Below are 21,614 nucleotides of genomic sequence, written 5' to 3'. Positions count from 1 at the left end.
CTTCAGTACCATGCGTATATGACTTGTATCCGCATGTGGTGGCGGCCGACAGACGGCCGCTGATTCGCCCATGCGGGGGCCGTCCCAGAGACGGCCCTTTACATCATGCGAGGTCCTCTCCGGGACGGCACGAGACCCAGGAGAGATCCCATGAACGACGTCGTCCTGACCGGTGACCGCCCGACCGGGCCGCTGCATCTCGGCCACTACTTCGGCTCCCTGGCCAACCGGGTCGAGCTGCAGGGCCGCTATCCGATGTACGTGCTGGTCGCCGACTATCAAGTGATCACCGATCGCGACACGCCGGGCGAGATCCGGCGCAACACCACGGACCTGGTGCTCGACTACCTCGCGGTCGGCATCGACCCGGCGCGGGCCGTGATCTTCCAGCACAGCGCGATCCCCGAGCTGAACCAGCTCCTGCTGCCCTTCCTGAGCCTCGTGTCGGTGGCGGAACTGCGGCGCAACCCCACGGTGAAGGACGAGATCGCGCACAGCTCGCAGCGGGCGGTGAGCGGGCTGATGTTCACCTATCCGGTGCACCAGGCGGCCGACATCCTGTTCTGCAAGGGCACGCTGGTGCCGGTGGGCAAGGACCAGTTGCCGCACGTGGAGGTGACGCGGCTGGTGGCGCGGCGCTTCAACGAGCGTTACGCCCCGGTGTTCCCGCTGCCCGAGGCCATGATGGGGGAGCAGCCGCTGCTCAAGGGGCTCGACGGCGGCAAGATGAGCAAGAGCAGGGGCAACGCCATCGCCCTGTCGGCCACCGAGGACGAGACCGCCGCCCTCATCAGGAAGGCCCGCACCGACGCCGAGCGGCACATCACCTTCGACGAGGACCGCCGACCCGAGGTGGCCAACCTGCTCACGCTGGCCGGGCTCTGCCTCGGCCGGTCGCCGCGCGAGCTGGCCGAGGAGATCGGCGACGGCGGTGCGGCGACGCTCAAGCGGGTGACGACGGAGGCGGTCAACGAGTTCCTGCGGCCGATCAGGAAGCGGCGGGCCGAGCTGGGCGAGGGTGACGCGCGCCGGATCCTGGCCGAGGGGAACGAGCGGGCGCGCGAGCGGGCGGTCCTGACGCTGGAGGAGGTCCGTCAGGCCATGGGCTTGTGAACCAGCCTCCATAGGCGGTCGGGCTCAGGCCGGCGGACGGGGGAGGCCCGTGCCGTCAGCGGTTCTCCCTGCGGAAGGACTCCAGGGCCAGTAATGCCACATGCAGGGACAGGCAGGACTCGACGTCGTCGAGGTCGGTGTCGAGGATGCGCTCAAGGCGGCGCAGCCGGTCGTAGAAGGCGGGCCTGGACAGGTGGGCCTTCTGGGCGGCGACCGCCTTGTTGCGCCCGCAGTCGAGGTAGATGCGCAGGATGCGGGTCAGGTCGCCGCCGCGCTGCGCGTCGTGGGCCAGCAGCGGGCCCAGCTCCCGCTCGGCGAACGTCTGCAGCCGCGCGTCGTCGCGCAGCAGGTGGAGCAGGCCGCGCAGGCGCAGGTCGGGCAGGCGGTAGTAGGCGCGGCCGTCGGGCTGGCGGACCGCCACCTCGGCGACCTGCTCGGCTTCGAGGAAGCTGCGGCGTACGTCCTTGATGGACTCGACGACCGAGCCGGCCGCCAGCACGAACGCGGCCCCGCACAGGCCGCGCAGCCGCTCGGCGAGCACGGTCAGCGCCGGCTCTGCCTGGATGCGCGGCGGGAGCGGCAGCAGCACGCCCACGCGCTCCTGGTCGAGGGCGCCCACCAGGGCGGGCAGGCGGGCGTCGCGGCAGGCGGCGGCGGTGCACTCGGCCAGCTCGCCGAGCTGCGCCTGCCCGTCGAGCGCCTGGTCGATGTGCTCGGTCGGCCGGATGACCACGCTGATCAGCCGCCGCCCGGTGAGCGGCACGCCCACCGCGCGGGCGCGGGCGGCGGCCTCGTCGGGGTCGGCGTAGGCGTGGGTGAGTATGCCGGTGAGGATGGTGCCGTGGGCCTGGCGTTCGAGCGACTCCTGGTGGCGCTCCAGCAGGCGGCCCAGGGCGAGCGTGGTGGCGGCCCGCTCGGCGAGCACCATGTCGCGCGGTGACGGCTTGCTGTCGCAGAGCAGGATGAGCCGGCCCCAGTCCTGCCCGCGCGCTCCGACGGTGGTGACGAGCCAGCCGGAGGCCGGATCGTAGGCCGTGCGCTCGACCGGCGCGACCGCCCGCGACCTGGTCTCCCACCCGGCGAGCAGGGCGCCCGCGTCGCGCCCCGCCGACTCGCAGGCCAGCACCTGGTGGGCGAGGTTCTCCAGCAGTACGGGCCGGCCGGACAGCCGGGCCACCTGTGCCAGCACCTCGGCGGGCGACGCGCCCTCGACCGACAGCTCGGTGAAGACCTCGTGCAGTTGCTCGGAGGCGCGCAGCTCTTCGAGCTGGATGTCGATGATCCGGGAGTGCACCGATTCGGTGATCTGAACGAACGGGGTCTCCCTGGTCAGCACGATGACCGGCAGCCCGTGCTCCTCGGCGGCCTTGGTGACCGCCCGCGGCAGCTCGCGGACGAACCTGCGGCCCAGCTCCACGACCAGCCCCGACGCCCCGACGGAGGAGAGTTCGCCGATGTAGTCGGCGAGCTTCTCGGGGTCCTCGGGCAGGGCGACGCCCGTGGTGAGCACGAGCTCTCCGCCACGCAGGAGATGGGCGATGTCGGCGATCTCGCCGACGTGCACCCACCGCACCTTGGTGTCCAGCCGGTCCGCGCCCGCGACCACGCGTGGGCTGCCGCGGCGCACGGTCTCCAGGGCGAGGACGTCAGCGATGGTGGGGAGCACGGGGCAGAGCCTAGCCGATCAACCTGTAAGAACGCCCACGGGGTGAATGACACGTTGTCGGACATGTCATTGGTTGAGATCCTCTTCGCGATATTCCCGGCGGGGTTCGCGAACGCGCAGCTCGACGCGGCGAATCTTGCCCGAGATCGTCTTCGGCAGGTCGTCGAATTCGATGCGCCGCACCCGCTTGTACGGCGCCAGCTCCCTGCGGCAGTGCTCGAAGATCGACCTCGCGGTGTCCTCGCCGGGTTCGAAGCCGGGAGCCAGCAGCACGTACGCCTTCGGCACCGCCAGGCGTACCGGGTCGGGGGCGGGCACCACGGCGGCCTCGGCCACGGCAGGGTGTTCCAGCAGCACGCTCTCCAGCTCGAACGGCGAGATGCGGTAGTCGGACGCCTTGAAGACGTCGTCGGTCCTGCCCACGTAGGTGATGTAGCCGTCCTGGTCGCGGGTGGCGACGTCGCCGGTGTGGTAGAAGCCGCCGCGCATCGCGTCGCCCGATCCACCGACATATCCGGACATGAGGCCGAGGGGGCGGCGGTCGTCCAGCGGCAGGCAGATCTCCCCGTCGTCCCCCTGCTCGCCGGTGACCGGGTCGATCAGCACGACCTCGTACCCGGGCAGCGGACGCCCCATCGACCCCGGCCTGACCTGTTCGCCCGGCGCGTTGCCGATCTGCGCCGTCGTCTCCGTCTGCCCGTAGCCGTCCCTGATCGTGATGCCCCACGCCTTGTCGACCTGGTCGATGATCTCGGGGTTGAGCGGCTCGCCGGCGGCGACGGCCGTGCGCAGGGGCAGCCTCCAGGCGGTGAGGTCCTCCTGGATGAGCATCCGCCACACCGTGGGCGGCGCGCAGAACGTGGTGACCCGCTCGTCACGCAGCACCTCCAGCAGCGCGGGCGCGGAGAAGCGCCGGTAGTCGTGGATCAGCACGGTCGCCCCGGCGTTCCAGGGGGCGAAGACGTTGCTCCAGGCGTGCTTGGCCCAGCCCGGCGAGGAGACGTTGAGATGCACGTCGCCCGGCCTGATCCCGATCCAGAACATCGTGGACAGGTGGCCCGCGGGGTAGGAGGCGTGGGTGTGCTCGACCAGCTTCGGCTGGGAGGTCGTGCCGGAGGTGAAGTAGAGCAGCAGCGTGTCGTCGGCCCTGGTCGGCGCGTCGGGGGTGAAGAACGTGCCCGCCTCGTACGCCTCGTGGAAGGGCAGCCAGCCGAACGCGTCGCCCACGGCGATCTTCGTGTACTCGCCGGCCTCGAACTTGCCGGCGTCGGCCGCGTTGGCGATGACGTGGGACACCCCGCCGCGCTGGATGCGCTCGGTGACGTCCTTCGCGGTCAGCAGCGTGGTGGCCGGGATGACGACCGCGCCCAGCTTCATCGCGGCGAGCAGCGCCTCCCACAGCTCGGCCTGGTTGCCCAGCATGAGCAGGATCCGGTCGCCCCGCCGCACGCCCTGCTCGTGCAGCCAGTTGGCGACCTGGTTGGAGCGGGCCGACAGCTCGGCGAAGGTGGAGGAGGCGCTGCTCTCGCCGACGATCTTGAGAGCGACGGCCTCGGGGGTCTCGGCGGCCAGCACCCCGTCGAACCAGTCGAGCGCCCAGTTGAACTCGGCCGGTCTGGGCCAGCGGAAGTCGCGCCTGGCGGTGCCTGGGTCGGCGTCGAGGAGGAAGTCGCGGGCGGCACGGAAATCGCTCATGCCCGGGATCCTGCTACGGCGCGAGCCGCCGCTCAAGACCGTCGAGCAGCGACACGAGACCGAAGTCGAAACACAGCGCCCGGATGGCGGCGGGATCGTCGTAGACGTCCATGTCGATGCTCTCCAGCATCTCGGGGTGGGCCGCGGCGGCCTTGCGTACGGTGGCGCGCATCTCGTCGGGGTCGTAGTCGCGGTCGCCCATCGTGGCGTTCCAGGCGATCTCGGGGATCGTCATGCCGAACACGTACGCGGTGAGCGTGGAGCCGGCGAAGTCGACGTCGAAGCCCTTGAACCCGGCGGCCTTGAACATCCGGCGCATCCGGTCGGCGACCCGCATCGCGTTGGGCCCGAGCGCGGGCAGGCGACCGATCAGGTCGCCCGACCAGGGGTGGCGCAGGATCACCTCGCGCATGCTGTAGGCCAGCACGGACGTGGCGTCGCGCCAGCCCACCTCGTCGGGGTCGGGCACGGTCATCTCCGCCCACACCTCGTCGTAGGCGAGTTCGAGCAGCTCGTCCTTGTGGGCGACGTACCAGTAGAGGCTGGTGGCGCCGGAGCCCAGCTTGGCGCCGAGCTTGCGCATGCTGAGGCCGCTCAGCCCCTCCTGGTCGAGCAGCTCGACGGCGGCGGCGACGATCTCCTCCCTGCTGCGGCCGGGGGCGGCGCTCTTGCGGGGCTCGCGCACCCAGACGGAGGAGAACGGCTTGCTGCTCATGGCTCAAGGATAAAACCTGTCGCACACTGTGCGAGTTTATCGTACGGTGTGCGAGTGAACCCGAACACTGTACGAGACCCGCGCCGATGGTGGATCCTGGCCGCCCTCTGCCTGGCATTGTTAGTGCTGGTCATCGACAACACCGTCCTCAACCTGGCCATCCCGTCGCTCAACCAGGAGCTGGGCGCGACGCCGTCGGACATCCAGTGGATCCTCGACGCGTACGTGCTGGCCTTCGCCGGCCTGCTGCTGACCGCGGGCAGCCTGTCCGACAGGTACGGCCGCCGCCGCTTCCTCATCGTCGGGCTGGCGTTCTTCGGCAGCGCGTCCCTGCTGGCCGTGGTCGTCACCGAGCCCTGGCAGCTCATCGCCGCCCGTTTCCTCATGGGCGTCGGCGGCTCGCTGGTGATGCCGTCCACGCTGTCGATCCTGATGACCGTCTTCGACGCCGACGAGCGGCGCAAGGCGATGGCGGGCTGGAGCGCGGTGGCCCTGGTCGGCATGGTGTCAGGGCCCACGCTTGGCGGCTTCCTGCTGGAGCACTACTGGTGGGGCTCGGTCTTCCTGCTGAACGTGCCGGTGGCGGCGATCGCCATCGTGGCCGCCGTCGTCCTGATGCCCGAGAGCCGCAGCCCGGCCCGCAGGATCGACCCCGTCGGCGTGGTGCTGTCGATCGTCGGCCTGACCGCGGGCGTCTACGTGATCATCGAGCGGGAGTGGAACGTCCCGGTCATCGCGCTCGCGGTGCTCGCGCTGGCCGCGTTCGTGATCTGGGAGCGCAGGCAGGAGCAGCCGATGCTGCCGCTGCACCTGTTCGCCAACCGCAACTTCAGCGGCGCCTCGTTCTCGATCCTGCTCATGTCGTTCGGGGCCGGCGCCGTGATGCTCATGCTGACCCAGTACCTGCAGTTCGTGCTGGGCTACGGGGAGATGCAGGCGGGGCTCGCCATGCTGCCGTACGCCGTCGCCGCCGCGATCTTCAACGGGGTGGGCGCCGGGCTGGGGCAGCGGCTGAGCAACAGGGTGCTGGTCGGCGCCGGGCTGCTGCTCATGGCGGGCGGCTTCGTGGTGATGGCGCTGACCACCGGCTACCTGCCGCTGCTGACCGGCCTGGTGATCATGGGCATGGGCGGCGGCCTGGCGGGGCCGTCGGCGTACGCCTCACTCATGGGCGCCATCCCCGTCGACCACGCCGGGGTCGGCTCCGCGCTCAACGACACCGTGCAGCAGGTGGGCATGGCGCTCAGCATCGCGGTGCTCGGCAGCGTGCTGGCCGGGCGCTACACCTCGGAGATGCCGGCCGATCTGCCGGCCGCCGCCAGGGAGTCGATCGGCGGCGCGCACGGGCTCGGGCTCGCCGACGTCGCCAACGAGGCGTTCACCTCGGCCATGCACCTCGGCTCGTGGGTGGGCGGCGCCTTCTGCGTGGCCGCCGCGCTGCTGGCCGTCAGCGTGCTGCGCCCGCCGGCGCCGGCCGCTCCCGCGCCCGCTCCCGCGCCCGAGGACAGTCCCGTGTGATGGGTTTCCACTGTGTAAGGCATTTTCCCGCCGCGTCGACACGTTGCGCATAGGAGGGCACCCGACAGGAAAGGGATACTCGATAACATGTCGGACCTACTCGCGCGCCACCGGGCAGTGCTGCCCAACTGGCTGGCACTCAACTACAACGAGCCCATCGAGATCGTCAGCGGCAAGGGCAACCGCGTCATCGACGCGGACGGCAAGAGCTACCTCGACTTCTTCGCCGGGATCCTGACCAACATGATCGGGTACGACGTGCCGGAGGTGCGCGAGGCCGTCGAACGCCAGCTCGCCACCGGTGTCGTCCACACCAGTACGGTCTACCTGCTGCGGGGGCAGATCGAGCTGGCCGAGAAGATCGCGCGGCTGTCCGGCATCCCCGACGCCAAGGTGTTCTTCACCAACTCGGGCACCGAGGCCAACGAGACCGCGCTGCTGCTGGCCACGTACGCGCGTAAGAGCGACCAGGTGCTGGCCATGCGGCAGAGCTACCACGGGCGCAGCTTCGGCGCGATCAGCGTCACCGCCAACCGGTCGTGGAAGAACAACTCGCTCTCCCCGCTCAACGTGCACTTCCTGCACGGCGCCGACCGGCACCTGACCCAGTTCAGGGGCCTGTCGGACGCCGACTACATCAAGGCGTGCGTGGACGACCTGCGCCACGTCCTGGCCACCTCCGTCTCCAACGACGTGGCGGCGCTGATCGCCGAGCCGATCCAGGGCGTGGGCGGGTTCACGATGGCCCCCGACGGGCTGTTCGCCGCCTACAAGGAGGTGCTGGACGAGCAGGGCATCCTGTTCATCTCCGACGAGGTGCAGACCGGCTGGGGCCGCACCGGCAGCTCGTTCTTCGGCATCGGCGACCACGGCGTGACGCCCGACATGATGACCTTCGCCAAGGGGCTCGGCAACGGGTTCGCGGTGGGCGGCGTCGTGGCGCGCGGCGACCTCATGGACGCGCCGCACGCGGTGGGCCTGTCCACCTTCGGCGGCAACCCCATCGCCATGGCCGCCGCCAACGCCACCCTCGACTACGTGCTCGACCACGACCTCCAGGCCAACGCCGCCCGCACCGGGGAGATCATCATCAGCGGGCTCAAGGCCGCGGCGCAGCGCCTGTCCGTGGTCAAGGACGTGCGCGGCAAGGGCCTGATGTTCGCCGTCGAGCTGGAGAGCCCCGCCCAGGCGGGCCGCTTCATGGAGCTGACCAAGCGGGCGGGCCTGCTGGCCGGCAAGGGCGGCCTGTACGGCACCGCGATCCGGATGGCGCCGCCGCTCACCCTCAGCGTGGACGAGGCCACCGAGGGGCTCGGCATCATCGTGACCGCCCTGGAGACCATCGACGCGGAGGCGGCGGCCCAGTGAAGTCCGTCAAGCACTGGATCGGCGGCGCACTCGCCGACGGTGACTCCGCGCGTACCGCGGAGATCTTCAACCCGGCCACCGGCGAGGTGAGCGGCCACGTCGCGCTCGCCTCCGCCGCCGACGTGGACGCCGCCGTCGCGGCGGCCGTCGCGGCCTACCCCGCCTGGCGGGACGCCTCGCTCACCAAGCGCACGCAGGTGCTGTTCCGCTTCCGCGAGCAGATGTACGCCCACCGCGACGAGCTGGCCGCCCTCATCTCGGCCGAGCACGGCAAGGTGCACTCCGACGCGCTCGGCGAGGTGGCCCGCGGCCTGGAGGTCGTCGAGTTCGCCTGCGGGATCCCGCACCTGCTCAAGGGCGGCTTCTCCGAGGGCGTCTCGACCCGGGTCGACTCCTACTCGATCCGCCAGCCGCTGGGCGTGGTGGCCGGCATCACGCCGTTCAACTTCCCGGCCATGGTGCCGATGTGGATGTACCCGATCGCGATCGCCTGCGGCAACGCGTTCGTGCTGAAGCCGTCGGAGCGCGACCCGTCGGCCTCGCTGCTCATGGCGCGGCTGTGGCAGGAGGCGGGGCTGCCGGACGGCGTGTTCAACGTCGTGCAGGGCGACAAGGTGAGCGTGGACCGGCTCCTTGAGCACCCCGACGTGCGCGCGGTGTCGTTCGTCGGCTCCACCCCCATCGCCCAGTACGTCTACGAGAGCGGCACCGCCCACGGCAAGCGCGTCCAGGCGCTCGGCGGCGCCAAGAACCACATGCTGGTGCTGCCCGACGCCGACCTCGACCTGGTGGCCGACTCGGCGGTCTCGGCCGGGTTCGGCTCGGCGGGGGAGCGGTGCATGGCGATCTCCGTCGTGCTGGCCGTGGACCCGATCGGCGACGAGCTGGTGGAGAAGATCGTCGAGCGGGTCGGCAGGCTGGTGGTCGGCCCAGGCGACGACCCCAAGTCCGAGATGGGGCCGCTCGTCACCGGGCCGCACCGCGACAAGGTCGCCTCCTACCTCGACCTCGGGGTCCAGGAGGGCGCCAAGCTGGTCGTGGACGGCCGCGAGACGCCCGTGCTGGGCGGCGGCAAGGCGGCCGAGACGCCCGGCTTCTGGCTCGGGCCGACCGTGCTCGACCACGTGCCCGTCGGGTCGCGCACGCACACCGACGAGATCTTCGGGCCCGTGCTGTCGATCGTGCGCGTCTCCTCCTACGAGGAGGGCCTGGAGGTCATCAACAACGGCCTGTACGGCAACGGCACCGCCATCTTCACCAACGACGGCGGCGCCGCCAGGCGCTTCCAGAACGAGGTCGAGGTCGGCATGATCGGGATCAACGTGCCGATCCCCGTGCCCATGGCGTTCTACAGCTTCGGCGGCTGGAAGTCGTCGCTGTTCGGCGACACCCATGTGCACGGCACCGAGGGCGTGCACTTCTACACCCGCGGCAAGGTCGTCACCTCCCGCTGGCTCGACCCCTCGCACGGCGGCGTGAACCTGGGCTTCCCCACGAACGGGTAAGCGGCGCTCACGGGCGGGAGGAACGACCGTTCCTCCCGCTCCCGTCCCCGGTAAGCTCCAGCACGACGGACAAGGGGGGACATCGTGAACGGTCGTCGTACTTATGCCCTGGCGCTCGCCGCGACGGCGCTGGTCGCGGGCATGGGCGCGGCGGCTCCCGCGGCCGTTCCCGGGCCTCAGGGCGTGCGGCCCGAGCCCACCCCCACGGCCAAGCCCAGCGCCACCGCCACGCCCACGCCGAGCGCCACCCAGCTCGACGGCACGCTGCAGATCCTCACCTACCGCGGCTACGCCGAGTACGGGGGCGTCAGCTCCCGCGTCAACTGGGTCGGCTCGTTCGAGAAGGAGACCGGCTGCCGCATCGCCAGGCTCGACATCGCGCAGACCGCGGAAGAGCTGGCCGCGCGGGTGGACGACCGGCCCTACGACGTCGTCACGGCCGGTCCCGTGCTGGCCGCCGACCTGATCCAGCGCAAGTGGGCGCAGCCGATCGACCCGGCCAAGGTGAGCGGCTACACCGACCTCGACAAGCGGTTCCGCGACATGACCACCGTGTCGGGCAAGCCGTACGGGGTGCCGTACCTGTGGGCGTACGACGAGTTCGTCCGCGACCGGAACACGGGCGGCGACCTTGAGCAGGTGTTCTCCTCGACGCGGGCGGCGCTCAGGGACAGCCCGCTGACGATCGCCGCCGCGGCGCTGGCCGAGGGGGCGAAGGAGCCGTACGAGCTGAGCGAGGCCGACCTGGACAAGGCGATGGCGCTGCTCGACCGCAACAAGGACCGCACCTACTGGCGCAACCCCGTCGACCTCGTCAAGGGCTTCGCGACGGGGGCGCTCGACTATGCCCAGCTCACCCCCTACTACCGGCTGCTCCTGCAGAAGGCGGGGGTGCCCCTCGAGACCGTGAAGACGCGGGCCACGCTCGGGTGGCTCGACTCCTGGATGCTCAGCGCGAACGTCCCCGACGCCACCTGCGCCTACCGCTGGCTCAACTGGGTGACCGCGACGGACGCGCAGCGCGACGCCGCCGCATGGACGGGCATGGCGCCCGCCAACGGCAAGGCGTGCAAGGGGCGGGCCAGGGCGATGTGCCGGACGTACGGGATGGGCGACGACAGGCGGCTCGGCAAGGTGCACTTCGCGGTGCGGCCGCCCGGGGATTGCCGCGCGGACGACGGGGAATGCACTGACTACGCCACCTGGGCCAAGCGGTGGCAGGAGCTCATGAAGTAAGTGGTGGCCGCCCCCACCTGAATGTGCCGCGGGCTCGCCCTTCTCCCCCGCTGGGCGGGCTCGCTCTGAGGCGCCCCGGGCCTTCCCCTCTATCCCGGGGCGTCTCGCCGCGCTCGTCGTGCGTCAGCGGGACGGGAAGGCCACCACGGTGGCCATGGGCGCCGGCACGAGGGCCTCGGCGCAGTCGGCGCACGCGAGGACCGGTCTGTCGTCAGGCAGGCGGCCCACGCGCACGCGCGGGCGCGGCCATCGCTTATGGCAGACGACGCAGGCGTCGCCGTCGCGCTGGGCCCAGGTCAGGCCCTCAGGGTCGAACGTCAACATGTCCTGCGCCGTTCTGGTCGCACCCCAGCTCATCACGCTCCCACCGCCCATGGGACTCTCCGCATGTCGCAACCGTTATAACCCTGACCGTGGCCGTGAGCGTCCTGCTGAGCGTCAAGTCAGGGTGAATTCTCTACCCGAGCGACGCCTTTTACACCACAAAAACGGGCAACCAGCCGCAAACTGGGTGCCCGTTTCGTAGGGTTTCGTCTAGAGGTCGGCGATGGCCTTCTCCAGGATGCCGAGGCCCTCCTCCAGCAGGTGCTCGGGGATGACCAGCGGCGGCAGGAAGCGCAGCACGTTGCCGTACGTGCCGGCCGTCAGCACCAGCAGGCCCTCCGCGTGGCAGCGCCTGACGACCTCCGCGACGGCCGCCGGGTTCGGCTCCTTGGTGCCCGGCTCGACCAGCTCGATCGCGATCATCGCGCCCCGGCCTCTGACGTCGCCGATCACGTCGAAGCGCTCCTTGAGCGCCTCCAGGCGGGGCAGCATGATCTCGCCGATCCGCCTGGCCCTGGCCACCAGGTCCTCGGACTCGATCGTCTCCAGCACGCCCAGTGCGGCCTCGCAGGCCAGCGGGTTGCCGCCGTACGTGCCGCCGAGCCCGCCCGCGTGCACCTTGTCCATGATCTCCGCGCGCCCGGTCACCGCCGCCAGCGGCAGGCCGCCCGCGATGCCCTTGGCCGTGGTGATGATGTCCGGCACGACGCCCTCGTCCTCGCAGGCGAACAGCGTCCCCGTACGCGCGAAGCCGGTCTGCACCTCGTCGGCCACGAACACGATCCCGTTCGCCCGGCAGAACTCCGCGACGCGCGGCAGGAAACCCCTGGCCGGCACGATGAAGCCGCCCTCGCCGGCGATCGGCTCGATCACCACGGCGGCCACGTTCCCGGCGCCGATCTGCTTGGTGATGAGGTCGATGGCCTGCTCGGCCGCCTCTTCGGCGCAGTTGCCAGGGCCCGTCGGCCAGCGGAACGGGTAGGCCAGCGGCACCCGGTAGACCTCCGGCGCGAACGGCCCGAACCCCTGCTTGTACGGCATGTTCTTGGCCGTCAGCGTCATCGTCAGCAGCGTGCGGCCGTGGTAGCCGTGGTCGAACACCACGACCCCCGGGCGGCCCGTCGCGTGCCGGGCGATCTTGACCGCGTTCTCCACGGCCTCGGCGCCCGAGTTCACCAGGAACGTACGCTTCTCGTGCTCGCCCGGCGTCAGCTCGTTGAGCTTCTCGCACACCTGCACGTACGACTCGTACGGGGTGACCATGAAGCAGGTGTGGGTGAACTCGGCGACCTGCTTCCGCACCCGCTCGACGACCTTGGGGGCGGCGTTGCCCACGTTCGTCACGGCGATGCCGGAGCCGAAGTCGATCAGCGAGTTCCCGTCGGCGTCCTGCACCACCCCGCCGCCCGCGCGGGTGACGAAGACCGGCAGGGTCGTGCCGATGCCGGGCGGGACGGCGGCCTGCTTGCGGGCCAGCAACTCCTGCGACTTCGGGCCTGGGATGGCGGTCACGACGCGCCGCTCCTGGGGAATGCTCATGCTTCGACGTTATGGCGGGCTTTCACCTGCGCCGATACGTCGATATGTAACACTGGGAGTGGTCGTCTTAGCCGAAATGGACAAATTCCGCATGCCGCCTACGCTCCAGACCGTCATGCGCCGCATGCACCTGAGGCCGCTGGCCGGCACCTCGGGGCCCGGCGTGCTCGACGCGGCCGTCCGCTGGGTCGCCGTCAGCGAGCTGGCCGATCCGACACCCTACCTGGAGGGCGGCGAGCTCCTGCTCACCACCGGCCTGCGCATGGACGGCGACCTGACCGGCGACCTGGCCGGCAACCTGACCGGCTACGTCGCCCGCCTCGTCAGGCGCGGGGTGGCCGGGCTCGGGTTCGGCGTCGGGGTCTCGCACGAGGAGACGCCGCCCGCGCTCGTCGAGGCCGCGGAGGCGGCCGGGCTGCCGCTGCTTGAGGTGCCGCGCGAGACGCCGTTCATCGCCATCGGCAAGGTCGTCAGCGAGCTGCTCGCGGCCGAACAGTACGAGGAGATCAGCCGCGCCTTCGCCGCCCAGGGCCGGCTGACGCGGGCGGCGCTGCGGCCCGAGGGCGTGCACGCCGTCATCGACCGGCTCGCCAAGGAGGTCGGCGGGTGGGCGGCGCTGCTGGACGAGGCGGGCGAGGTCCGCCACGCCACGCCGGGGGCCAGGACTGAAGCGGTCGCCGCCGAGCTCTCCCGCCGCCGCGGCCGCCCCCTGGACACCCCCCGGCGGGCTGAGACGAGGGATGGGCGGATGCCGGCGAGCCTGGCGCTCTCCGCGCCCGGTGAGCACATCGTGGTGCAGCCGCTGGGTGGTGGCGGGCGGCCGCGGGGGTTCTTCGCCGTCGGGGCCGGGCACGCGTTCACGCCCGTCACGCAGACCGTGATCAACGCCGCGGGCTCGCTGCTCACCCTGTCCATGGAGCAGGGCAGGGCGCAGCGCGCGGCCGAGCGCAGCCTGCGGGCCGCCGTGCTGGAGCTGCTGCTTGCGGGGGAGGAGGAGCGGGCCAGGGCGGTGCTGGGCCGGCTGGGCGGCCGGCTGCCCGCCGCACCCGTGGTGGTGCTCGCGGCGGGCCCCGACGCGCTGGACGCGCTGGAGGCGGTCACGTTCACCGCGCTGACCGGCGTGCCGGACATCGTCGTGCTCGTGCCCGAGCCGGAGGCGGATGAGGTGGCGCTCAGCGCGGGCGCGCCGGTCGGGGCGAGCCTGCCCACCGGCTACGGCACCCTGCGCGACGCGCTCGACCAGGCCAGGCGGGCCCTGGAGGCGGCCCTGGACACGCGCAGGGGCCCGGTCGTCAGGTTCGGCGAGCTCGCGGGGCAGGGGCTGCTCGCGCTGCTCGACCCGGCCGCCGCCCACGCGTTCTCGACGGCGGTGCTGGCCCCGCTCACCGCGTACGGCTCCCGCGCCGACCTCATGGAGTCGCTGCGGGCGTACCTGGAGAGCAACGGCCACTGGGACGCCGCGGCGCAGCGGCTCGGCGTGCACCGCCACACGCTGCGCTACCGCATGAGACGCGTCGCGGAGCTGCTGGGCCGCGACCTGGACGACCCCGGCGTGCGCGCGGAGCTGTGGCTCGCCCTGGAGGCGGCCGGCCGCCCGCCGCTGCGCAGCCGCGCTACTCCGGCTTCTCGACCTGGTAACAGCAGATGATCGCGGTCGTCACGGCCTCGTACGTGCGCCCGTCGCGCAGGTGCCCGGCCCGCTCCAGGCTGATCGCGCCCTGAGCGGCAGCCCAGAACGCGTCGGCGATCTTGCGCGGCTGCGTCGGGATGAGGTAGCCGGCCGAGATGCAGTCGGCGATGACGCGGTCGAGGATGTTCAGGGCGGCGCGGGCGAGGGTGCGGGCGCGCTCGCTGGGCTCGAAGCCGGGGATCGCGCGCTCGAACATGAGGCTGTAGTAGCCGGGCTCGGACAGGCACGCCTGCCGGTAGGCGGGGCCGAGCGCGGTCAGGTGCTCGTACGGGTTGCGCCGCTGCGGCACGGCCTCCAGATAGCGGCGGAAGCGCTCGAACCCCTCCAGATAGAGCGCCTCCGCCAGCCCTTCCCTGTTGCCGAACATCGTGTAGATGACGGTCGTCGTGCAGCCGGCTTCCGCGGCGATCCTGCGCATGGTGAGGCTGTCGGGGCCGTCGCTCTGGAGCAGGTTGACGGCCACGTCGAGGAGGCGCGAGCGGAGTTCGTCGTGGGTGGCGCGCTCACCCAGGAGGTAAGCACCCTGCAGTCCCAGAGGCGCCGAGGTCATGAAACCTCCCTCGTGGCCAAGGAGCTATGCGTCCTTGTGACCTCACGTCGTTCGGTCACGGGGCCCACGCCTTTCTGATCGGGGGCCCACCGCGCTGGAGACCCGCACCCGATGACTTAGCCATGGCGGAGATCCCTCAAACCACTCCGCATGGTAAACATCCCGAATTGGGTCTACTTCTGTTACATCATGGGTATACAACAGGGCTTGTACTTAACGGTGAGCCCTCGTGTGAGTCTTGTGCATCGTGGTGTAAATCCCCCGTGCACGCGTGGCATAACGTCGGGGTATGGACGTGCGTACCTTCTGGCTGGCCGGCCGCGCCGCGACCGGGGAGACCGAGCTCACTGTCACCAACCCCCACGACGGCCGCGTGGTCGCGCGGCACTGGGTGCCCACCGACGCCCAGGTGGAGGAGGCCGTCGCGGCCGCCGCCGCGGTCGCCGGGCAGGCCGCCGCGCTGCCCGTGCACGTACGCGCCGAGGCGCTCGCCCACGTCTCGCGCCGCCTCGCCGAGCGGGCCGACGAGATCGCCCACCTCATCACCGCCGAGAACGGCAAGCCCATCATGTGGGCGCGCGGCGAGGTGAGCAGGGCCGTCGCCACCTTCCGCTTCGCCGCCGAGGAGACCCGCCGCTGGTCCGGCGGCGTGCAGCGGCTCGACACCGAGCCCGCCGCGGCCGGTCGCCTCGCCTACGTCTCGCGCGTGCCCAAGGGCCCCGTGCTGGCGATCACCCCGTTCAACTTCCCGCTGAACCTGGTCGCCCACAAGGTCGCCCCCGCCATCGCCGTCGGTGCGCCCGTCATCGTCAAGCCCGCGCCCGCCACCCCGCTGTCCTCGCTGCTGCTCGGCGAGATCCTGGCCGAGACCGACCTGCCCGCCGGCATGTTCTCGGTGCTGCCCATCGAGAACGAGCGCGCCTCCGCCCTCGTGACCGACCCCCGGCTGCCCGTCGTGTCGTTCACCGGCTCGGCGCCCGTCGGCTACGCCATCGCCGACCAGGTGCCGCGCAAGCACGTGACGCTGGAACTGGGGGGCAACGCCGCCGCCGTCGTGCTCGCCGACGCCGACCTCGACTGGGCCGCCCAGCGCATCGCCCTCTACTCCAACTACCAGGCCGGGCAGAGCTGCATCGCCGTCCAGCGGGTGATCGTCGAGCAGCCCGTCTACGACGCGTTCGCCGAGCGGCTGCTGCCCGCCGTCAACGCGCTCGTCACCGGCGACCCTGCCGACGAGAAGACCCAGGTCGGGCCGCTCGTCTCCGAGGCCGCCGCCGAGCGGGTCGAGCAGTGGGTGCGCGAGGCGGTCGACGCCGGCGCCACCCTGCTCGCGGGCGGCGGGCGCGACGGCGCCACCGTCGAGCCGACCGTGCTGGCCGGCGTGCCCCGCGACGCCAAGGTCGCCTGCGAGGAGGTCTTCGGGCCCGTCATGATCCTGCAGCCGGCCGCGTCCATCGACGAGGCTTACGCGATGGTCAACGACTCCAGGTACGGACTGCAGGCCGGGGTGTTCACCCGGTCGCTCGACGCCGCCTTCCGCGCCAACCGGGAGCTGGAGGTGGGCGGTGTGATCATCGGGGACGTGCCGTCGTACCGGGCCGACCAGATGCCGTACGGCGGGGTCAAGGACTCCGGCATCGGGCGCGAGGGGCTGCACTCCGCCATGGAGGATCTGACGTACGAGAAGGTCATGGTCCTGACCGGGCTGTCGCTGTAGGACCTGCGGCGGGGTGACGCGGCGCGCCCGTCACCCCGCCCGTCCTGATCGCTCTTCCTAGGCGCGTTCGGCCGTGCGGAAGAGGGACTTGATCGTGTCGCCGAAGTACGGGCCGTACATCGTGCGGCGGTCGTCGCTGTACTTGAAGCTGCTCAGCGACGTTATCGTGCCCCTGCCCGTCGCGGTGTCGAACGACGTCATCCACGGGCCGCCGCTGGCGCCCGCCGTCATGTCGCAGCCGAGGCCCTGGTCGCGGGTCTGGCCGTGCGGATCGTTCTTGAGCCGGCCCGCGCAGTAGACCAGGTGCGAGCCGTCGTACGGCGGGTCCGCCGGGTAGCCGAAGCCGAACGCCTGGCCGCCGCGGCCCGTGTTGAAGGCGATGTTCTGGGCTCCGACCACGTCCGTCACGTGCCGGCCCCTGGAGGTGGCCAGGGCGACCATGCCGACGTCGTAGTCGTCGTCGCCGCTGCGCGACCACGGGCCGGCGACGAACATGCGGCGGGCGGTGTACTGGCCGTACGGGTGCTCGTCGGCCGTGTCGTAGCCGGGGACGAACGTCCAGTTCGCCGCCCACTCGCCGGAGCCGTCCTTGACGCAGTGGCCCGCGGTGACCACGACGTCCCTGTTGGCGCTCCTGACCGTGCTCGCCGAGCAGACGAAGTCGGCGCCCGCCACGGTCAGGAACACCCGGCCCGTCGTCCTCGCCACCTGGCCGCCGGTGATCCAGCGGGAACCGACCGTGCTGGTGGCCGGCTTCGCGGGCCTGGCCGGCGCGAGGGGGCGGGCGGCCGCCATGAGTTCATGCGGCGACGGCAGCACCGCATCCCCGCCCGCCCCCGCCGCACCGCCCGCGGGCCCCGCCGCACCGCCCGCGGGGGCCGCGCTGCCCGTGAGGCCCTTCGTGATGCCGCTCAGGCCGTCGGTGAGGCCGCGTTCGACGAGGCCGAGCACGTCGATCGGCAGTGCCTTCGCCATGCGTTCCGGCGTCCAGTAGGCGAGCACGCGCCGCTGGTCGGCGGCCGTCCTGGCGGCCACGTGCTCGACGATGTCACCGTCGGTGTCACCGTCGATGTCACCGTGCTCCGCGGAACTCGCGGAGACGACGGCCTGGGTCCCGGCCTGGGTCACGGCCTGGGTGTCGGCCTGCTGGCGGACGGGTGCCGCGCCGGCGAGCGCGGGGCCGATGAGCCCCGCCATGAGCGAGGCGGCCGCAAGCAGGGGGGTGCTCAAGGTCATGGCCCCCGAGTGTGCCCCACGACATGTGTTCTTGTGACTACTTTCGGTGAATTCCTCAGGCTGCGTTGGTGGTTTGCGCTGCTTGGTAGACGGCCTGGGCCTCGGTCCCGAAATAGGGGCCGAACATCCAGTTGGGGGCGAAGTTGTATTTGAAGCTGTTGACGGAATTCTGGGTGCCGAGCCCGGTCGACTCGGTGAAATTCAGCATCCAGGGACCGCCGCTCGAACCGCCGGTCATGTCGCAGGTGAGGCCGAGGCCGCGGCTGGCCAGGAAGTCGTCGAACGTCCGCCCGCCGCAGTAGACGAGCTTCGAGCCGTCGTACGGCGCCGCCGCCGGGTAGCCGAAGGCGTACATCTGCTGCCTGCGCGGCTGGTTGAAGGCCACGCCCTGGCCGCCGACGGTGTCGACCAGCGTCTTGCCGTTCACCGGCGCGACCACGGCGGCGGCCACGTCGAAGTTGATGTCCTCGCCCGAGTTCCACTGCGGGGTGGTGAGCAGCCGGGTGGCGGGCCAGGTGCCGAAGGGGCGCTGACCTTTGTCGTAGCCGGGGACGAAGACCCAGTTCGTGTGGAAGGCGCCGGACATCTTCACGCAGTGGCCTGCGGTCAGCACCACGCTCTTGTTGGCGCTGGTGACGGCGGTGCCCGAGCAGGAGGCGTTGCGTCCCTGGGTGGTGAAGAAGATCCGCCCGGTCGTACGCGCGACCGCGCCGCCCTTGGTCCAGGTCGCGCCCGGGTTGCGCGCCGCCTGCGTCGTGGCGCCCGACCCGCCGCGGGTGGGTGGAGCGGTCCACGCCGTGCCCTGGCGGGGTTCCGCCGCATTGGGCGCCACCTTGGGGTCGGGGGCGTCCAGCGGCTGGGCGGCCTCCATGCGCCGCTCGGTCCAGTACGTCATCACCTGCCGCCGCTCGGACGCCGAGTCGGCGGCGGCGTGCTGCGCCGGCTTCGGGCGCGGCGCAATCCGGGACCCGGCTTGGGAGCCAGCTGAGGACCCGGTTGAGGACGCAGGTGAGGACCCAGCTTGGGCCGCCTCGGCGGGGAGTGCGGTGGCGAGCAAGGTGCCGGTGAGCGTGGCGGCGGAAAGCAGGGCGATTTTGCGGTGCATTACGTACCTCCCTAAAGCGGACTCGGGGTTGGAACGTAGCCGCCGCAATATCCGGATTTCTCAAGATTCGCGCATTCCGATATGACGATATTCCGACATAAATGAACTGGGTTATCTCGTGTCACATAAGACGGCGAATTCTGGCCCGGCCGTCCCGTCGTGCCTGAGCGCCCGGCACAGCGGGGAGAATGGGTCTGTGCATGCAGAGACCCTCCGCTCCGTCGTCATCCTCGGTTCCACCGGTTCAGTCGGCACGCAGGCCCTCGACGTCATCGCCGCCAACCCCGGTGGTTTCCGCGTCGCGGCGCTGGCGGCAGGAGGTGGCAGGGTCGACCTGCTGGCCAGGCAGGCTGCGGAGTTCGGCGTCGAGGCGGTGGCGGTGGCCGACGCCTCGGCCGTGCCCGCGCTGCGCGAGGCGCTGGAGGCCCACGGCGTCAAGCCGGTCGTGCTCGGCGGCCCCGACGGGGTGGCCGAGGTGGCGGGCTGGGAGTGCGACATGGTGCTCAACGGCATCACCGGCGCGCTCGGCCTGGCCTCCACCCTGGTCGCCCTCAAGGCGGGCCGCCTGCTCGCGCTGGCCAACAAGGAGTCCCTGATCATCGGCGGGCCGCTGGTCAAGCGGCTGGCCGCGCCGGGCCAGATCCTGCCTGTCGACTCCGAGCACTCCGCCCTGCAGCAGTGCCTGTGGGCCGCGGGTCCCGACGGCCACGACCCCTCCCGCGTCAGGCGGCTGGTGGTCACGGCCAGCGGGGGGCCGTTCCGCGGCATGAAGCGCGAGGAGATGGCCGACGTCACGCCGGAGATGGCGCTGGCCCACCCGACCTGGTCGATGGGCCCCTACATCACGATCAACTCCGCCACCCTGGTCAACAAGGGGCTTGAGGTGATCGAGGCCCATCTGCTGTTCGACCTGCCGTTCGACCGCATCGAGGTCGTCGTCCACCCGCAGTCGATCATCCATTCCATGGTCGAATACGTCGACGGCTCCACCATCGCGCAGGCCAGCCCGCCCGACATGCGGCTGCCGATCGCGCTCGCGCTCGCCCACCCCCGCCGCGTCGCGGGCGCCGCGCGGCCCATCGACTGGACCAAGGCCCACACCTGGACGTTCGAGCCGCTCGACGACGTGGCCTTCCCCGCGGTCGCGCTGGCCAGGCACGTCGGCGGCGAGGGCGGCACGGCGCCCGCCGTCTACAACGCCGCCAACGAAGTGTGCCTCGACGCGTTCCTGCGCGGCGATCTGCCGTTCCTCGGCATCGTCGACACCGTGGCCAAGGTCGTCGAAGAACACCAGGTCACCCCGGCCGGCTCCGTCGACGAGGTGCTCGCGGCCGACGCCTGGGCGCGGGCCCGTGCGGCCGAACTCACAGCCGGGCAGTCCCGCTAGCTACCTAGACTGGAAAGCGTCGTCACAGTAAGGGTTGAAATGTCTCCTGTAGCTCTCGGCATCCCGACGGTCCGCCCCAAGCCGCTCGCCCAACGCCGCCACTCCCGGCAACTCATGGTCGGCAGCGTGCCCGTGGGCGGCGACGCCCCCGTCTCGGTGCAGTCGATGACGACGACGGTGACCGCCGACGTCAACGCCACCCTCCAGCAGATCGCCGAGCTCACGGCGTCGGGCTGCCAGATCGTCCGCGTGGCGGTGCCGTCCCAGGACGACGCCGACGCGCTGCCGCTGATCGCGAAGAAGTCGCAGATCCCCGTGATCGCCGACATCCACTTCCAGCCGAAATACGTCTTCGCCGCCATCGACGCCGGGTGCGCGGCCGTCCGGGTCAACCCCGGCAACATCAAGAAGTTCGACGACAAGGTGGGCGAGATCGCCCGCGCGGCCTCCGACGCCGGCGTGCCCATCCGCATCGGCGTCAACGCCGGCTCCCTCGACCCCCGCCTGCTCCAGAAGTACGGCAAGGCGACGCCAGAGGCGCTGGTGGAGTCCGCGTTGTGGGAGTGCTCGCTGTTCGAGGAGCACGGCTTCCGCGACATCAAGATCTCGGTCAAGCACAACGACCCGGTCGTGATGATCAACGCGTACCGGCTGCTGGCCGCCCAGTGCGACTACCCGCTCCACCTCGGTGTCACCGAGGCGGGGCCGGCCTTCCAGGGCACGATCAAGTCGGCCGTGGCCTTCGGCGCGCTGCTCGCCGAGGGCATCGGCGACACCATCAGGGTCTCCCTGTCGGCTCCTCCCGTCGAGGAGGTCAAGGTCGGCGCCCAGATCCTCGAGTCGCTGGGGCTGCGCGAGCGCGGCCTGGAGATCGTGTCCTGCCCGTCGTGCGGGCGGGCGCAGGTCGACGTCTACACCCTCGCCGACCAGGTCCAGGCGGGCCTTGAGGGGATGAAGGTGCCGCTGCGGGTGGCCGTCATGGGTTGCGTCGTCAACGGCCCGGGCGAGGCCCGCGAGGCCGACCTGGGCGTCGCCTCCGGCAACGGCAAGGGCCAGATCTTCGTCAAGGGCGAGGTCATCAAGACGGTGCCGGAGTCCCAGATCGTCGAAACCCTCATCGAGGAGGCCCTGCGCCTCGCCGAGGAGATGGGCGTCGAGGTCGACCTCGACGACGACACCGCCGGCCCCACCGTCACCGTCGGCTGACGGCCGTCCGCCGAGTGCCCGGCCAGGTGGCCGGGGGGTGAACC

Annotated in this window: 17 protein-coding genes; 9 read left to right on the top strand and 8 right to left on the bottom strand. The window is 71.3% G+C overall.

Annotated elements, in window-relative coordinates; translation table 11 throughout:
• Positions 1–150: 150 nt before the first annotated feature.
• Entirely contained in the window at positions 151–1,113 is a 963-nt protein-coding gene (gene trpS / locus ABZW11_RS33470) for a tryptophan--tRNA ligase (RefSeq protein ID WP_355425959.1), read from the top strand.
• Between the two features lie 55 nt (positions 1,114–1,168).
• Here trpS and ABZW11_RS33465 read toward each other — a convergent pair whose 3' ends face one another.
• The 3 genes from ABZW11_RS33465 to ABZW11_RS33455 all read right to left on the bottom strand — a co-directional run bounded on the left by ABZW11_RS33465 (position 1,169) and on the right by ABZW11_RS33455 (position 5,189).
• Positions 1,169–2,779, bottom strand: a complete 1,611-nt coding sequence (locus tag ABZW11_RS33465; RefSeq protein ID WP_355425956.1) for a PucR family transcriptional regulator ligand-binding domain-containing protein — start codon at positions 2,777–2,779, stop codon at positions 1,169–1,171.
• A gap of 66 nt (positions 2,780–2,845) precedes the next feature.
• Positions 2,846–4,474 (bottom strand): AMP-binding protein, encoded by a 1,629-nt coding sequence (locus tag ABZW11_RS33460; RefSeq protein ID WP_355425953.1) that lies wholly within the window; start codon positions 4,472–4,474, stop codon positions 2,846–2,848.
• A 13-nt stretch (positions 4,475–4,487) separates the two neighbouring features.
• The gene (locus tag ABZW11_RS33455) at positions 4,488–5,189 is read right to left on the bottom strand and encodes a TetR/AcrR family transcriptional regulator (RefSeq protein ID WP_355425950.1); all 702 of its coding nucleotides are present in this window, start codon (positions 5,187–5,189) and stop codon (positions 4,488–4,490) included.
• A gap of 54 nt (positions 5,190–5,243) precedes the next feature.
• Between ABZW11_RS33455 and ABZW11_RS33450 the strand changes: the two genes are divergently transcribed.
• The 4 genes from ABZW11_RS33450 (at position 5,244) to ABZW11_RS33435 (ending at position 10,816) form a co-directional block, all read left to right on the top strand.
• Positions 5,244–6,707 (top strand): MFS transporter, encoded by a 1,464-nt coding sequence (locus tag ABZW11_RS33450; protein WP_355425947.1) that lies wholly within the window; start codon positions 5,244–5,246, stop codon positions 6,705–6,707.
• 87 nt (positions 6,708–6,794) lie between these two features.
• Positions 6,795–8,075 carry an aspartate aminotransferase family protein gene (locus ABZW11_RS33445; RefSeq protein WP_355425944.1) on the top strand — a complete coding sequence of 427 codons (1,281 nt, stop codon included), beginning with the start codon at positions 6,795–6,797 and terminating at the stop codon, positions 8,073–8,075.
• The gene (locus ABZW11_RS33440) at positions 8,072–9,580 is read left to right on the top strand and encodes a CoA-acylating methylmalonate-semialdehyde dehydrogenase (protein ID WP_355425941.1); all 1,509 of its coding nucleotides are present in this window, start codon (positions 8,072–8,074) and stop codon (positions 9,578–9,580) included. The genes ABZW11_RS33445 and ABZW11_RS33440 overlap by 4 nt, the downstream gene beginning before the upstream one ends.
• 84 nt (positions 9,581–9,664) lie before the next feature.
• Positions 9,665–10,816: an extracellular solute-binding protein gene (locus ABZW11_RS33435; protein WP_355425938.1), complete on the top strand. Its 1,152-nt coding sequence runs from the start codon at positions 9,665–9,667 to the stop codon at positions 10,814–10,816.
• Between the two features lie 123 nt (positions 10,817–10,939).
• Here ABZW11_RS33435 and ABZW11_RS33430 read toward each other — a convergent pair whose 3' ends face one another.
• Together ABZW11_RS33430 and gabT are read right to left on the bottom strand one after the other, a co-directional pair.
• Positions 10,940–11,191 (bottom strand): hypothetical protein, encoded by a 252-nt coding sequence (locus ABZW11_RS33430; protein WP_355425935.1) that lies wholly within the window; start codon positions 11,189–11,191, stop codon positions 10,940–10,942.
• Positions 11,192–11,350: 159 nt separating this feature from the next.
• Positions 11,351–12,679 carry a 4-aminobutyrate--2-oxoglutarate transaminase gene (gene gabT, locus ABZW11_RS33425; RefSeq protein ID WP_355425933.1) on the bottom strand — a complete coding sequence of 443 codons (1,329 nt, stop codon included), beginning with the start codon at positions 12,677–12,679 and terminating at the stop codon, positions 11,351–11,353.
• 91 nt (positions 12,680–12,770) lie between these two features.
• Here gabT and ABZW11_RS33420 point away from each other — a divergent pair, with 91 nt between their 5' ends.
• The gene (locus ABZW11_RS33420) at positions 12,771–14,327 is read left to right on the top strand and encodes a PucR family transcriptional regulator (protein WP_355425930.1); all 1,557 of its coding nucleotides are present in this window, start codon (positions 12,771–12,773) and stop codon (positions 14,325–14,327) included.
• On the opposite strand, the gene ABZW11_RS33415 is transcribed toward ABZW11_RS33420, so the two are convergent.
• Positions 14,293–14,919 carry a TetR/AcrR family transcriptional regulator gene (locus ABZW11_RS33415; protein WP_345398244.1) on the bottom strand — a complete coding sequence of 209 codons (627 nt, stop codon included), beginning with the start codon at positions 14,917–14,919 and terminating at the stop codon, positions 14,293–14,295. The genes ABZW11_RS33420 and ABZW11_RS33415 overlap by 35 nt on opposite strands.
• A 289-nt stretch (positions 14,920–15,208) precedes the next feature.
• On the opposite strand from ABZW11_RS33415, the gene ABZW11_RS33410 reads away from it, so the two are divergent.
• The gene (locus ABZW11_RS33410) at positions 15,209–16,636 is read left to right on the top strand and encodes an aldehyde dehydrogenase family protein (protein WP_355425926.1); all 1,428 of its coding nucleotides are present in this window, start codon (positions 15,209–15,211) and stop codon (positions 16,634–16,636) included.
• Positions 16,637–16,693: 57 nt separating this feature from the next.
• On the opposite strand, the gene ABZW11_RS33405 is transcribed toward ABZW11_RS33410, so the two are convergent.
• Positions 16,694–17,872 carry a trypsin-like serine protease gene (locus ABZW11_RS33405; RefSeq protein ID WP_355425923.1) on the bottom strand — a complete coding sequence of 393 codons (1,179 nt, stop codon included), beginning with the start codon at positions 17,870–17,872 and terminating at the stop codon, positions 16,694–16,696.
• Positions 17,873–17,927: 55 nt separating this feature from the next.
• Positions 17,928–18,767, bottom strand: coding sequence for a peptidase (locus tag ABZW11_RS33400; RefSeq protein ID WP_355425920.1), 840 nt, complete (start codon positions 18,765–18,767; stop codon positions 17,928–17,930).
• Between the two features lie 406 nt (positions 18,768–19,173).
• On the opposite strand from ABZW11_RS33400, the gene dxr reads away from it, so the two are divergent.
• Positions 19,174–20,364 carry a 1-deoxy-D-xylulose-5-phosphate reductoisomerase gene (gene dxr, locus ABZW11_RS33395; RefSeq protein WP_355425919.1) on the top strand — a complete coding sequence of 397 codons (1,191 nt, stop codon included), beginning with the start codon at positions 19,174–19,176 and terminating at the stop codon, positions 20,362–20,364.
• A gap of 39 nt (positions 20,365–20,403) precedes the next feature.
• The gene (gene ispG, locus ABZW11_RS33390; RefSeq protein WP_355425915.1) at positions 20,404–21,570 is read left to right on the top strand and encodes a flavodoxin-dependent (E)-4-hydroxy-3-methylbut-2-enyl-diphosphate synthase; all 1,167 of its coding nucleotides are present in this window, start codon (positions 20,404–20,406) and stop codon (positions 21,568–21,570) included.
• The last annotated feature ends 44 nt before the right edge of the window (positions 21,571–21,614 follow it).

Origin of the sequence: Nonomuraea sp. NPDC004580 (genome assembly GCF_040609855.1) — a bacterium.
In the GTDB taxonomy this organism is placed as follows: domain Bacteria; phylum Actinomycetota; class Actinomycetes; order Streptosporangiales; family Streptosporangiaceae; genus Nonomuraea; species Nonomuraea salmonea.
The sequence above is the reverse complement of the archived record's forward strand: the minus strand, read 5'-3'. Positions and strand labels throughout refer to the sequence as shown.